Source organism: Chryseobacterium sp. A301 (genome assembly GCF_054489425.1).
Genome location: NZ_JBTMWY010000002.1, coordinates 492891 through 507024, shown reverse-complemented (window position 1 = coordinate 507024; position 14134 = coordinate 492891). Strand labels below are relative to the sequence as shown.

The 14134-nt window shown below is 42.9% G+C and carries 10 protein-coding genes; all 10 read right to left on the bottom strand.

From position 1 onward, the window contains the following. Positions 1-19: 19 nt before the first annotated feature. The 10 genes from ACX3PU_RS05590 to amaB all read right to left on the bottom strand — a co-directional run bounded on the left by ACX3PU_RS05590 (position 20) and on the right by amaB (position 14063). Positions 20-3166 carry an efflux RND transporter permease subunit gene (locus ACX3PU_RS05590; RefSeq protein WP_459083941.1) on the bottom strand — a complete coding sequence of 1049 codons (3147 nt, stop codon included), beginning with the start codon at positions 3164-3166 and terminating at the stop codon, positions 20-22. Between the two features lie 68 nt (positions 3167-3234). After that, positions 3235-4428 carry an efflux RND transporter periplasmic adaptor subunit gene (locus ACX3PU_RS05585; protein WP_459083940.1) on the bottom strand — a complete coding sequence of 398 codons (1194 nt, stop codon included), beginning with the start codon at positions 4426-4428 and terminating at the stop codon, positions 3235-3237. After that, complete coding sequence (locus tag ACX3PU_RS05580) at positions 4421-4882, bottom strand: GbsR/MarR family transcriptional regulator (protein WP_459083939.1); 462 nt, start codon at positions 4880-4882, stop codon at positions 4421-4423. The genes ACX3PU_RS05585 and ACX3PU_RS05580 overlap by 8 nt, the downstream gene beginning before the upstream one ends. Before the next feature lie 198 nt (positions 4883-5080). Continuing rightward, entirely contained in the window at positions 5081-5650 is a 570-nt protein-coding gene (locus ACX3PU_RS05575; RefSeq protein WP_459083938.1) for a sugar O-acetyltransferase, read from the bottom strand. A 30-nt stretch (positions 5651-5680) separates the two neighbouring features. Beyond that, positions 5681-6223 (bottom strand): GNAT family N-acetyltransferase, encoded by a 543-nt coding sequence (locus tag ACX3PU_RS05570; protein ID WP_459083937.1) that lies wholly within the window; start codon positions 6221-6223, stop codon positions 5681-5683. Positions 6224-6368: 145 nt separating this feature from the next. Next, a complete protein-coding gene (locus tag ACX3PU_RS05565; protein ID WP_459083936.1) occupies positions 6369-6605 on the bottom strand; it encodes a DUF2007 domain-containing protein in 237 nt (78 codons plus the stop codon). A gap of 108 nt (positions 6606-6713) precedes the next feature. After that, the gene (locus ACX3PU_RS05560) at positions 6714-8009 is read right to left on the bottom strand and encodes an amidohydrolase family protein (RefSeq protein ID WP_459083935.1); all 1296 of its coding nucleotides are present in this window, start codon (positions 8007-8009) and stop codon (positions 6714-6716) included. Between the two features lie 14 nt (positions 8010-8023). Beyond that, positions 8024-11005, bottom strand: a complete 2982-nt coding sequence (locus ACX3PU_RS05555) for an amidohydrolase family protein (protein WP_459083934.1) — start codon at positions 11003-11005, stop codon at positions 8024-8026. A 132-nt stretch (positions 11006-11137) separates the two neighbouring features. Beyond that, a complete protein-coding gene (gene lat / locus ACX3PU_RS05550; protein WP_459083933.1) occupies positions 11138-12475 on the bottom strand; it encodes an L-lysine 6-transaminase in 1338 nt (445 codons plus the stop codon). A 37-nt stretch (positions 12476-12512) separates the two neighbouring features. Then, on the bottom strand, positions 12513-14063 hold the full coding sequence (gene amaB / locus ACX3PU_RS05545; RefSeq protein ID WP_459083932.1) for an L-piperidine-6-carboxylate dehydrogenase: 1551 nt from the start codon (positions 14061-14063) through the stop codon (positions 12513-12515). Positions 14064-14134 lie beyond the last annotated feature (71 nt).

Here is a 14134-nt window from a genome sequence, read left to right as displayed (position 1 = left end):
TTTTTAAGGTTTTTCTCCCTTATTCGTTCAAATTAATCACTTCTTTTTTAAGAGGTACTACTTTTTCCTGAAGCCATTGGAAGATGACGTAAAGCACGGGAATAACCAATAGACCTACAAAGGTTCCAATCAGTAGTCCTGCCGCTGCACCGGTACCAATGGATCGGTTTCCAACCATCCCAATTCCACTTGCGAACACAAGGGGAAGCATCCCGAAGATAAAGGCAAAGGAGGTCATTAGAATCGGTCTAAGTCTGGCTTTAGCCGCATTGATTGCAGACATAGCAATGCTCTCACCCTTATGCCTACGCTGAACAGCAAATTCCACAATCAAAATCGCGTTCTTGGCTAAGAGTCCAATAAGCATGATAATGGCAATCTGGAAATAGATGTTGTTTTCAAGTCCCATAATGCTCTGACCAAAGTATGCTCCAATAACTCCTAAAGGAAGGGACACGATGACGGCAAACGGAAGAATGAAACTTTCGTATTGAGCCGCTAGAATGAAGTACACAAATAGGAAGCTTAACAGAAACACTACATAAGTTTGGGAACCTGCTTTCATTTCTTCCTTGGAAAGCCCCGTAAATTCAACATCATAATCGGTTGATAAATGTTTAGCTTGTACTTCCTGCACAGCTTTAATTGCATCTCCAGTGGAATAACCCGGTGCGTTGGATCCACTAATCCCAACCGAAGTAAAGAGGTTGTAACGCTCAATCGATTGAGGACCAAAGGTACGCTCTAGAGTTACAAATTGAGAAAGCGGTGTCATTTGCCCACTCGCTGTTTTCACATAGAGTTTGCTTAAGTCCTGAGCATTTGCTCTATCCTCAGGCAAGGCCTGAATCATTACTCTAAACTGCTTTCCGTATTTCGTGAAATCCGAAGCGTAAATTCCTCCTACATACCCTTGCATCGCACTCAAAATGCTGTTGACAGAAACGCCTACATCTTTTGCTCTAGGGATGTCAATGATCATCTCGTATTGAGGGTAGTTGGTATTGAAGGAAGTGGAAGCAAACTGAATTTCTGGACGCTTCATTAGTTCTGCAATGAAATCCTGAGCAGCGGTACTTAAGTTGGATAACTCTCCACCTGAACGGTCCAAAAGCTCAAAATTAAACCCTTCACTCTGACCAAATCCAGGGACACTTGGAGGAGAGAAGAAAATCATTTTTGCATCGGGATACTTTTGAGCCAGTCCAAACAACTGACCTGTTATTCCTTGTACACTTGTGGCATCCGTAGTTCTTTCTTTAAAAGGCTTTAATTTAATAAAGGCCTGCCCTACGTTGGAACCTTGTCCGGACATAAAACCACGAGACGAACTAAAGGTAACGTTTTGTACGCCGTCAATTTTCCGAGCTTCTTTTTGAAGATCTTGCAAAATCGAATAGGTTCTTTCCATGGAGGCACCTTGCGGAAGCTGAATGTCTGCAAAGATAATTCCTCGGTCTTCACTTGGAATGAAACCAGAAGGCATCGAAGAATTAGCCCACCAGAAGGTAAGTCCTCCTAATACAAAAATGATAAGGGTAACCCATTTGTGGCGAATTAAAAAGAGGAACGATCGACCGTAACGATCGGTGATGGATTTGAATCCTACGTTAAATTTATAGAAGAATTTATCTCGGACATTTAATTCCGTGTATTCTTTGTGGTGATGTGCATTCGGCTTAAGGAGAAGCGCACAAAGCATTGGACTTAACGTTAGGGCGTTTACAGCCGAAATTAAAATCGCAATAATTAGGGTAATCCCAAACTGTTGGTAAAAGACTCCTGTAGGACCTTCTAAGAAAGTTACAGGAATAAAAACGGCTGCCATTACAAGGGTAATGGAAATAATCGCTCCTGTAATCTCGTCCATGGCCTCCACCGTGGCTCTTTTCGCGTCGGTGATTCCTTGCTCTAATTTCGCATGGACGGCTTCTACCACGACAATGGCGTCGTCGACCACAATTCCAATGGCGAGAACCAGGGCAAAGAGAGTTAATAGGTTAAGGGAATAGCCAAGTAAATTTAAAAAGAAGAACGTTCCGACAATGGATACCGGAACCGCAATGGCCGGAATCAAAGTAGAACGGAAATCTTGAAGGAAAATATAAACTACTAAGAATACGAGTAGAAAGGCTTCAATTAGGGTGGTCACTACTTTTGAAATGGAAGCTTCTAGGAATTCGTTGGTATCAAAGTTAATGTTGTATCCAATGCCCTCTGGAAACGAACCTTTTTGTTGCTCTAGAAAAACATTAATGTCTTCAATAATGGCCTGTGCGTTGGAGCCCGGTGTTTGGAAGATCCCCATACTGATGGAACGATTTCCATTACTTTCTCCAATTCCAGAATAAGAAAGTGCGGCAAGTTCTACTTTTGCCACGTCTTTTAAATGTAAAAACTGCCCATTTCCAAGGGAGCGGATTACGATGTTTTCATATTCCGAAGCCTCGTCAAATTTCCCTTTGTAGGTAATTACATATTCAAAGGAATTTCCGTCATTCTCCCCTAAAGATCCCGCAGCTGCTTCTCGAGATTGCTCGTTAATCGCGGCAGAAATCTCTGTAGGTTCAATACCGTACGCCGCCATTTTGGAAGGATCAAGCCAAACTCTCATGGAATAAGTCTTGCCTCCAAATACCATCGCATCCCCAACACCGTTAACCCGTTTTAGTCCAGGAACGACATTAATGTTCAAATAGTTTTGAAGCCAGGTCTCGTCTAAATCCGGATTGCTCGTATAGAACGTTAGGAACATAAGCGCACTGGTTTGCTGCTTCTGAGTAATCACCCCGGAGCGCGTTACTTCAGAAGGAAGTAAAGGCATGGCTCGTTGTACCTTGTTTTGAACGTTTACGGCCGCAATATCTGGATCAACTCCTTGTTTAAAAAAGATCTGGATCGATGCCGATCCATTGTTTTGGGCTGTGGAATTAATATAATCCATCCCTTCTACCCCGTTGACCTGCTCTTCAATCGGAATTACAACCGAATTCATTACCGTTTGCGCGTTCGCTCCGGTATAGTTTGCGGAGATTCTTACCGTAGGTGGGGCAATGTCTGGATACTGGGTTACAGGCAGTGCCATGAGTCCCAGAATACCGAGGATCACGATCATAATCGAAATTACGGTCGAGAGTACGGGTCTATCTATAAATCGTTTTATCATTTTTATCTTGGATTTTGGCTATTTGTCCTTCATTTAATTTCCAAATAGCCGAGTTCACTTTGCACTTATTAATTGTTAAATTGGGTTTTAATGGCCTTCAGAATGTCATCCAATTGTACAGGTTTTGCTTTGACAGGAGTTCCTGGTCTTAAGCTCCCCACACCTTCTGCTACGACGGTTTCGCCTTCTTTCAAACCTCCTTCCACAATGGCAAGGTTATCCACTCTGTCCGTCACTTGAATGACCGCGCTAGTAGCCGTATCTTTTACAATTTTGTACACGTAAACAAGTCCCTGTTGTTCGTAAGTCGCCGTCTCAGGAATGACAAGAACGTTCGTATAGGTTTTAGGAAGAAGAATCGTTCCCGTGTTCCCATTGCTTAGCATTTTTTCTGGATTCGGAAGCGACACTCTAAATTGAATGGTTCCTGTGCTAGGGTCAATTTGGCCTGTAACGGCTTTAATTACTCCTTTATGTGAATAAATATCACCGTTTGCCATCTGCAATTCTACAGCAGGCATATTTTTCAATTTTTCACTCATGGTAGAACCGTAAGAATTCTTTAAGAAATTCAAATACTCCGTTTCATTCATGGAAAAATAGGCATAAAGTTCACTCGTATCCGAAACCGTGGTAATCGGCTGCTGGTCGGAAGGTCCCACAAGACTACCAGTCCGTTGATTTAATTTACCCACAACCCCTGAAATTGGAGAACGGATCACAGAATAATCGATATTCGCTTGAACGCCTTGGAAGTTTGCACTTGCCTGCGCTTTGGCTGCAATGGCTTGCGAAAGCTGCGCTTGGGCACCCGCTAAATTCGCTTGAGCGGTTTGAAGCTGAACACTAGAGATGATGTTCTTATCGACTAGCGGTTTAATTTTATTCACCTCGACTTGCGCTGCATTGACAGCACTTTGGGCTGCTTTTACACTCGCATCTGCAGCTCCGATTCCAGCTCTTGCCGCAGAAGCGGACTGATTAAGGGTATTGGTTTCCAAACGAAAAAGGGGTTGTCCTTTGCTTACAAACTGACCTTCGTCCACAAGTACTTGAGTAATGTATCCTTGGATTTTCGCGCGCACGTCATTGTTCACACGCCCTTGAATACTAGCCGGAAAGGAAGTGTATCCGGTCACGCTTCGAGTTTGAGCTTTCACGCTGCTAACAGCTTTGGTCTGACTTGGAGCCTGAGTTTCTTTTTTCTTACAAGCCCCTAACGCTAAAGAGGCTACTAGTAATAAAACGATTCGTTTATTCATTGTATAATTGTCTTAGTGAGTTTTCTATATTTGCGATACTATTTTCAATAAGGTTGCTGTAAATTTCGTATTTTTCTTTGGAATATTCTCCCTGCGTGCCGCGAAATACCATAAGCCTTTCAAAAAGCGAACGCTCTGATTTTAATCGCTCCAAAAGCTCTTCAAAACGTAGACGGATAAATTCATTGTTAATACTGAAAAAACGTTTTCTACTTTCCTTTGGGATTTCCTTGATGAGTCCAATTTCCAATAACAGATGCAAATTGGTTGAGATGGAGCTTTTGCTTGCCGAAAAAGCCTCCACCAATTCTTCGAAAGTGACTCCCTGGCGGTCAAAATCAAAGATTAGAAACGCCTGAATTTTCGCCGCCAATGGCGGCAAGTGAAAAAACTCGCCATAGAACGAAACAAAATCCTCAAACAGGGAGGGATCGATTGCAATACGACTGCGCATAAAGGGTATAAATTTACGTGGGCAAAGATACTAATTTTGGTTCGTAAATTACCGAACCAATTGAGATTATCGATAAAATAAATAAGTTCTATAAACCAGCACGCAAGAAACGGCACTCTCCTTTTATGCTCATTCCAAACAGAAACCTGCTTTATTTTGCCTCCTTTTTTTGCTCGTGAAATAGAGACAAAGACTCTTTTACTCCTTTGGATTTTGTATAATCTTACGGACCGCTTTGCAAGGGTTTCCAAAGGCAAGCATTCCCGATTCAATCGAACGGGAAACCACACTTCCTGCACCAATCACACAATTCTCACCAATCTCAACGCCGGGCAACACCACTACATTTCCACCGAGCCACACGTTATTTCCCACTTTAATGGGTCTTGCCGTTTCCACTCCTAAGTTTCGGCTTTCGTACTCGAGTGGATGCAGCGCGGTATAAAAGGAGCAATTGGGTCCAATGAGCACATGGTCACCAAACTCCACGCGGGCTTCGTCAAGAATCACCAAATTAAAGTTGGCGAAAAAATTTTCTCCTACATGGATGTTATAGCCATAGTCACACTTAAATCCTGACTCCAGGATGAAATTTTCCTTTGTCGAACCTAAAAGAGAAGATAGAACCTCTCTCCTCTTAGGGATTTCCCTTGGGGAGAGCTGCTCTAGTTCTTGAAGAATCACTTTGCACTTTAATCTTTCCTCCACTAACTCAAGGTCGTTTGCATCGTACAGTAGACCCCGCATGCATTTTTCTTTTTCGTCCATTGCCTTGTTATTCGTGAGACTTTTGTCTTCTTATTTTTGAATAGATTTCTCCTTAGATAGTACTTTTTCGTAGGCTCTTCGAGAAGCTCCTCGAAAAAAAACCTCCCCGCAGTAGGTATATCCAAGGGAGTCTATAATTCTTAGCATAGCCACATTGTCAAAATTCGTATCCACTTTAATCGAGGGAATCCCACGCTGCAAGGCATAATTCTGCGCAAAAAGCAGAAGCATTTTCCCGTATCCTTTTCCACTTACACTTGGACTCACTCCCATTCTATGCACCACAAGAAACTCTCCTTGAGTAAGCCACTCTCCTTCTATGTCCTGGTAGGCAGGTTCGTAGTTTTCAATCAGGGCACAATAGGCTACTATCTCCTTCCCGTTCACAATGAAAAAACCATATCCCTTTTCAATATCCGTTACGATAGAATCCTCATTGGGATAGCCGTCTTGCCACTGTTTTGAACCTTGACTTTTGCGCAGTTCAATTCCCGATTTAATAATGGACCACGCTTGGGGGATTTCCTCCATCGTGGCTTTTCTAAAGGTAAGTTCAGGATTGTCAATTTTCATACTCTCTGTCATTTTGGAATTCTCTTAGCAAAGCTACTTTATTTTTGACCTAGAGAAAAGAAGTTCTGCTTAGATGAAAAAAAACCGCGATGCTCCTGCATCACGGTTTCAATAAAATTAAAATTTACTATATGAAACAATTTGGTTAATTCTGAGTGGCCTTAGACTCTAGGAGCCACTGGTCAATAATATCAAAAGCTTCTTGCTCTTTATTCAAATTTACTTTCACACTAAGCATATTCGCTGTCGGTGTGGTCGTAAAAGTCATGTATGCATTTTCCACTGCATTCTCTATTCCGGCTTCGTCTAATTTCGATTTTACGAGTTGAATTTCTTGCTGAATTGCACTCTCAAATACCGAAACTCTGGTCTTTCTTTCCATAGTAATTCATTTAATAGAGTCTAAATATACGAAAAATTTAGCTTTAATTTAACAAGTTTACCAAAACTTAACATTAAATCTGTTAAAAGACGGTTTTCCTTACCGGTTTCATTTTCGACTTTTATTCCCCTCTATTTTTTCCTGATATCGCTCATAAAGGGTGGTTTGGTGGTTTCTGAGTTCTATATCTCTTCCATCAATAAAGGCGCGAGTCACCTGATTGGTAAGTTGATCAAGCGCATCTCCTTCAGAAATAAATAACGTGGCGCTTTTTCCCACTTCCAAACTCCCGTGCGTTTTCTCGATACCGAGCATCTTCGCTAGATTTAAGGTAACACTTTGCAGAGCCTTTTCCTTATCTAATCCATACGCCGCCGTGGTTCCTGCAAGAAAGGGAAGATTTCTTGAATCGGAGAAATCCTTCCGTGCACTGTAATCCAGTCCGTGCAGAATTCCTTTGTCAGACACCATTTTTGCGAACTGATACGGTAGCCTAGGGGAAGAGGATGCATTCGTAGGCAACGAGTGAGGATTGGTGACGATCAGTGGATAGCCACTCGCCTTGATTTCATCAAGGACCGATTCTAGAGAGGAATCTCCAATTAAAACGGTCTTTTTCACCCCGTAATCTTTTGTGAATTTAATTAATTCTAGCGCTTCGTTTGGACCGCTTACGGCTGCAAAGAGAATCTTCTCCCCTGTAAATAGAGGCGCTATACTTTGCAATTTAAATTCTTTATACCCCGAATTCTTGTCGTAGGATTTCGCCCGTTGGAAAAGACTCTTAAGCTCCAAGAGATCTTGGTCTCTTTGATCGTTCAGCTGCTTACTTCTTTTGGCGTCACTTAGTCGATAAATGGTCGGCCAGTTCATGTGAAGCACATTGTCCTCGCTGACCACAGCATCTTGCCAGTTCCACCCGTCTAGCTGCATAATCGAGGACGTTCCCGAAAGAAGCCCTCTTTCCATCGCAGGCTGAGCAAGAAGAACTCCGTTGCTACGCACCGTCGGGATTACGTGACTGTCCGTATTAAAGGCAATTAAAGTTCTTACTTCCGGCACAAGACCGTTGGACTCCCTAAAATCCACCGTGGCCTTCGTGGCCGATATTTCCACGAGTCCTAAGGAATTGTTCACAAGGATAAACCCGGGATAGACGTGCTTTCCACTGGCTTCAATGACTTGTGCTCCTTGAGGAATTACGCCTCCAATGGAGGTAATGATTCCCTTGTCAAACACAAGCGTCGTGCTGGGAAGCACTTGGCCGGTTGCCGTATGCAAGGTGGCCCCCGTAATGGCGATGGGCGCCGATTGCGCAGGAGCAGGTTTTGGCCTTTGCGCAAAGCTACTTACACTAATGAAAAAGGCAAATAAACTATATAGAGTACGTTTTGATGAGTTCATAGGTTCTGTATTAATTAATGAGAATGAGTTTCAGACAATAAATGCTCCTCCAAGGTGTCGCAGTGATAAAGAACCGGCTCTGATTTGCTTACCGCTTTTGTATTGCCAGACTTTTGATCGTCTGAGAAAAGCATCTTTTGCACAATTCTATTTTTTTCGTCTCTCACTTTTTGGTCTTTCAAGGCTTGGGTTTGCCCATCAAAGTACAAAGTTCCATCTACGAAGGTTTTGTCCACAGTGGCATAAATGCTTAAAGGATTGTTTGTCCAAAGGACGAGATCCGCATCCTTTCCCACAGCTATAGAACCTACCCGATCATCAATCATAAGCATTTTCGCTGGGTTTAAAGTAACCATTTTCCAGGCAGCTTCTTGAGACACGCCTCCGTATTTAACGGATTTAGCAGCCTCTTGATTGAGTCGGCGCGCCATTTCCGCATCGTCCGAATTAATGGCCGTGTTTACGCCCGCTTCTAGTAATAGGGCCGCATTTTGCGGAATAGCGTCTCTCACTTCTTCTTTATAAGCCCACCAATCGGAGAAGGTGGAAGCATTGGCTCCGTGCGCTTTCATAAGGTCTGCAACCTTATATCCTTCTAAGATATGGGTAAAGGTTTGCACTCTAAAATTAAAACGATTTGCTACCTCCATAAGCATGTTAATTTCACTTTGTACATACGAGTGCGAGGTGATAAAACGCTCTTTGTTTATGATCTCTAACATAGCTTCCAGTCGAAGATCTTTACGGTAATTTTTGTTTGTTCTTTTTTCCTCTCCGTATTCTTTCGCACGGGTGAACCAGAAATCAAAGGCTTGCTCTACGCCGGCTCTACTTTGAGGGAAACGATTTGGATTTCCTCCCCAGTTGGCCTGCTTCACGTTCTCCCCTAAGGCAAATTTAATAAAAGGCTTGGCTCCTTTGTACTGCATGTGAGTAGGATCCTCTCCCCACCGGAACTTAATCAGTGAAGACTGCCCTCCCACAGGGTTGGCACTTCCATGTAGCTGCTGCGCAATGGTAACTCCCCCTGAAAGTTGGCGGTATAAGTTGACGTCATCCGGATTGATGGCATCGCTCATTCTTACTTCCGCAGAATTGTTAGTTCCCCCTTCGTTCACTCCACGAGTAATTCCCACGTGAGTATGCTCATCAATAATCCCGCTTGTAAGGTGCATGGATTTTCCTGAAATCACCTTGGCTCCGCCTGCAGAAAGTCCCTGGCCGACGGCTACAATTTTCCCTTTGGATACTTTTACATCGTAATTCTCAACGATGCCTTTCTCTGTGTTGGTCCAGACCGTGGCTCCTTGGATTAAATAATCCTCAGCTTTTGGAATCTCGCTCGATCCAAACGCGGAGAACGGATACCATATTTCTCCGACCTTCTGGTCTAAAGGAGATGTGGGCTTTTGAGGTTCAGGTGAAAACCCCTGAGTCTGTACTAGAGAATACGGCACGGGCAGTCCGTTTTTATTTAAAGCGCGACCGCTTGCATTTTTATATCGATCGAGTTCATACATCAAACGATAGTTCTGAAGGGAATCGTTTGGAAGTTTAAGCTCCATGGCCAGTTTATAGTCCGCAAAAGCAAGTTTCACTTTGCCTTTCTTTGTTCCTTGAGAGATTTCAGCTTGTGGACTTGTCAACTTGCCTTTTACTTTTAAATCATAGGATTGTCCGTTCAAAGTTAACTTATAGGTTCCCCGAATGTCTTGCGTCGGACGCTGGGTAATCTGATAGCGGGTTCCCATTACGTAATTGTCATAAATCTCAGTTTCCTTTTCAAATAGATCTCCTGAGCTTACAAAGAAATTCGCAAGTGAGCCTGCTTTTAGGCTCCCTAGTCTCTCCTCTTTTAAAAGCTTTGCAGGAACTTTGGTTAGCGATTCTAACAACTGTTCTTTGCTCATTCCTTTTTCATGCAAAGCGCGAAGTTCGGTTAAAAACTTGCTTTTGTCTGAAAGTCCGTTCATTGTAAAAGCAATAGGGACATTTTCTTTAGCAAGATACACCGCATTGTAAGGAGCGAGCTCCCAATGTTTAAGGGCTGCTACATCAAGAACTTCGACATCAAGCGCATCTTTTATTTGGTAAGGTTTTGGATAATTTAGGGGCAATATAAGGGTACCGCCAGTGGCTTTAATTTCTTTTGCACGTTGGTATTCGTTCCCCGAACCTAAAAACACAAACTGACGACTTGTTTCATCTCCAATTTTGTCCGCTCTAAGAACGTCCCACTTTTCTGAGGTTTCTACAATGGTAGGAAGGTCTTTTAGTTGATTAAAAGCTTCTAGGTTTGCATTTAGAGCTTTTGAATCTTTAGAGCTCTCATACCATTTTGCATCTAAGTACAATTGGCGAAGTAACGCAATGGAACCTACAAGAGAGGAAGGATACGCCTGTCTTGAACTCCCTTTTGAAAAGGAGAGCATCAAAGCGGCATCGCTTTTAATGATTTTATCAGCACTTGTCCCTTCTCCTAGTCCGATCAGTACGGCAGATCCGCGGACCAGCCCGTCCTCATTAAAACTAAGAACCGACCCAAACCCTTGGCTTAAGTACGCATTAAAGTCCTTGGATTGGTTTGTAAAGGTTTCTACCGCTCTCGTGTCGGCTTTCACCGCATCGTTGTAGGCGGCAGAAGTTGCATCTGTAGGAAGGTAACTGCTACCTGGATCGTACTGCTTTCTTTGTTTTTTCTCCACTCCTACACTCGCGTAGGGATCGATAAAAGAGGGATACACAAAAGCGCCCTTGCCATCAATAACAACCGCTCCTTTAGGAATGGAGGCCTTGCCTGAAGCCACGACTTTTCCTTCTTGAAAGACCAAAACAGCCTCAGGGATCACTGTTTTTGAATCTTGGTAAAGGGTAATGTTCTTCAAGGCATAAAGACTTTTGTCCTTGCCTTTCGTGTCGTTTGGCCAGTAGCCTACTTGCGCCCAAGTGTGCACGGCCAGTAGCAGTGCCAAGCTGGATAGGATTCGTTTTTTCATAGTTTTAAGAGGGATTTAAAAAATCAAAGTATCAAAAGTAGACATTATTATTAAAATATCCCTGTGGATTCACAAAAAATACCGCACAATTTTGTGCGGTACTCAAGTTTTTAATAAAATTTAACGAGGTTCTTAAAATCCTGCGGCTAAAATCTGATCCATTTTCTCAATTGCCATTTGAATCTCCTCCTTCGATACCGTTAAGTGCGGTCTGAAACGAAGCGACTGCTCTCCACAAGCGAGCAGTATTACTTTTTCTTCGTAAAGCTTAACACGGAAGCGGTCTCTGGTTTCAGGATCTTTCAAATCAATCGCGCACATGAGTCCACGACCTCTAGGGTTTGAAACCTGCTCTGGGTATTTATGAGCAAGATTTTCGAGTCCTTTCAACAGGCTCTCCCCTACCAAACGTGAATTTTCCACTAGGTTATCCTTTTCAATAACTTCTAGAATAAGTTTGAGTCGCATCATATCAATGAAGTTTCCTCCAAACGTAGAATTGATTCTTGAACTTTCTCTAAATACATTGTTTGGGATACGGTCCATCTTCTCTTTGTTCGCGAGAACGCCACAAACTTGGGTTTTCTTTCCAAAGGCAATAAGATCGGGTCTCACGGAAAAATGCTCAAATGCCCACATTTTCCCTGTCATGCCAATGCCCGTTTGTACTTCGTCAAAAATGAGCAAAATTTCGTGCTCATCACAAATTTTGCGTAGCGCTTGAAAGAACTCATCTCGGAAATGATGATCTCCCCCTTCCGCTTGGATGGGTTCTATGATAATGCAGGCAACACGACCGGGACTTGCTAAAATGGCTTCCTCAATGTTCAAAATGGCAAGCTGTTCATTTTTGATGGTCTCTTGTAAGTTTTCCTCAGTGATTGGAAAACTCAAATGAGGATTTAAAATTCTTGGCCAATCGAATTTAGGGAAATACTGATGTTTCCTTGGGTCGGACGTATTGGTAAGACTTAGGGTGTACCCACTTCTTCCATGAAAAGCTTGACGGAAATGGATGCAGATATCTGCCTCTAAATTCTGTCCCTTCTCCATATTGAGTCTTGTCTTCCAGTCGAAGGCTGCTTTCATCGCATTTTCCACGGCCAGAGTTCCACCCGAAACGAAAAAAACGTATTGAAGCTCCTTTGGAACGACCACTCTTTCAAAGACTTCCATAAACTCAGCGTATTCTACACTGTATACGTCTGCCAAGGTAGGCTTATTCACGGCCATTTTCCCAAGCCAACCCACATGCTCCAAAAGATAAGGATGGTTGTATCCGATGGATGCGGAAGCAAACATCGAAAACATATCCAAGTAATCCTCACCCGAAAGACTGTCATGAATATAGGATCCATGGGATTTTTCAATGTCCATTACAAAATCAAAACCGTCCACAAGTAGGTGTCTGGCTAGTACGCTTTGTACGTCTTTAGGAGCGATGGAATCTTGGTGATTTTCTGTATGCATAATAAATTTGTATTTGGTGCTTAATTAGGGTTTGAATTTATAAATCGAACGTGATGCCCTGGGCCAAAGGTAGATCCAGACCGTAGTTGATTGTATTGGTTTGTCTTCTCATGTAGTATTTCCAAACATCGGAGCCACTCTCGCGACCTCCTCCCGTTTCTTTTTCTCCACCAAAGGCACCGCCAATTTCAGCACCTGAGGTTCCAATGTTTACGTTCGCAATCCCACAATCCGAACCTTGAGCAGAAAGGAAAAGTTCCGCTTCGCGAAGATTTTGAGTCATGATGGCTGAGGATAAACCTTGAGGAACGCTATTTTGCAGTTCAATGGCCTCTTCTAACGTCTTATATTTGATTAGGTACAATATCGGAGCAAACGTTTCGTGCTGTACGATTTCAAAATGGTTTTCGACTTCCGCAACACATGGTTTTACGTAGCATCCTGAAGCGTATTCTTTTCCTTTTAACACGCCTCCTTTTACGATGAATTTTCCACCTTGCTCCTCGCATCTTTTGATGGAGCTCTGGTAATTTTTCACTGCGGAAAGATCAATAAGCGGTCCTACGTGGTTGTTTACATCCAAAGGGTTTCCAATCTTAAGTTGGGCGTAGGCTTTTACAAGTCGCTCTTTCACTTGGTCGTATAGGCTCTCATGAATAATGAGTCTTCGGGTAGAGGTACAGCGCTGTCCTGCAGTTCCTACAGCTCCAAACACCGCTCCAATCACGGACATGTCGATGTCGGCATGCTCTGAAATAATGATGGCATTGTTCCCACCTAATTCTAAGATGGACTTCCCAAACCTTTGTTGAACCTTGACCCCTACTTCTCTTCCTACTTTGGTAGATCCCGTAAAGGACACAAGTGGAATGCTTGTTTTTTCTACAAGCGCTGCGCCCACAGTATGGTCCGCTACAATAACACTACAAACGCCCTGTGGCATTTTGTTTTCTTTTAAAACTTCGTTTAATAGGTTCTGACAGGCCAAAGCACAAAGTCCTACTTTTTCGGACGGTTTCCAAACCACCACGTTTCCACAGACTAAGGCAAGCGCTGTATTCCAACTCCATACCGCTACTGGGAAATTAAAAGCGGAAATCACCCCTACAATCCCTAACGGATGGTACTGTTCGTACATACGGTGAGAGGGTCTTTCAGAATGCATCGTGTATCCGTAAAGTTGACGAGAAAGCCCTAGGGCAAAATCACAGATGTCAATCATCTCTTGCACTTCTCCTAGACCTTCTTGGAGGGATTTCCCCATCTCGTAAGACACGAGTTTACCCAAATCTTGTTTGTTTTCACGAAGCTTTTCTCCAAATTGGCGGATTAGCTCTCCTCTTTTGGGAGCTGGGATACGGGAAAATTCTTTGAAGGCTTCTTTCGCCTTGGAAATTACTTTCTCAAAATCGCTAAGGCTACCGGTTTTAATCTTTGCGATCAGTTTACCATCTGCCGGGGAATAGCTTTCAATCACATCGCCTTTCGCAAAGGATTTGCCCCCCATATTCACTCCATTATTTTCTTTGGAAATCCCTAAACGTTCTAGTGATTTATCAATCGAAAATTTTGATTCTTTTTTTGCCATAATTTTTCAATTCTATGGTTCTAAATATAAAAACTATCCAAGGAATGAACAAATTTTTTAGCATTAAAAAG

What these genes read in the sequence shown, in the direction of transcription:
- ACX3PU_RS05590 (WP_459083941.1), bottom strand. Translation starts at nt 3,166, where the DNA reads ATGATAAAACGATTTATAGATAGACCCGTACTCTCGACCGTAATTTCG.
- ACX3PU_RS05585 (WP_459083940.1), bottom strand. Translation starts at nt 4,428, where the DNA reads ATGAATAAACGAATCGTTTTATTACTAGTAGCCTCTTTAGCGTTAGGG.
- ACX3PU_RS05580 (WP_459083939.1), bottom strand. Translation starts at nt 4,882, where the DNA reads ATGCGCAGTCGTATTGCAATCGATCCCTCCCTGTTTGAGGATTTTGTT.
- ACX3PU_RS05575 (WP_459083938.1), bottom strand. Translation starts at nt 5,650, where the DNA reads ATGGACGAAAAAGAAAAATGCATGCGGGGTCTACTGTACGATGCAAAC.
- ACX3PU_RS05570 (WP_459083937.1), bottom strand. Translation starts at nt 6,223, where the DNA reads ATGAAAATTGACAATCCTGAACTTACCTTTAGAAAAGCCACGATGGAG.
- ACX3PU_RS05565 (WP_459083936.1), bottom strand. Translation starts at nt 6,605, where the DNA reads ATGGAAAGAAAGACCAGAGTTTCGGTATTTGAGAGTGCAATTCAGCAA.
- ACX3PU_RS05560 (WP_459083935.1), bottom strand. Translation starts at nt 8,009, where the DNA reads ATGAACTCATCAAAACGTACTCTATATAGTTTATTTGCCTTTTTCATT.
- ACX3PU_RS05555 (WP_459083934.1), bottom strand. Translation starts at nt 11,005, where the DNA reads ATGAAAAAACGAATCCTATCCAGCTTGGCACTGCTACTGGCCGTGCAC.
- lat (WP_459083933.1), bottom strand. Translation starts at nt 12,475, where the DNA reads ATGCATACAGAAAATCACCAAGATTCCATCGCTCCTAAAGACGTACAA.
- amaB (WP_459083932.1), bottom strand. Translation starts at nt 14,063, where the DNA reads ATGGCAAAAAAAGAATCAAAATTTTCGATTGATAAATCACTAGAACGT.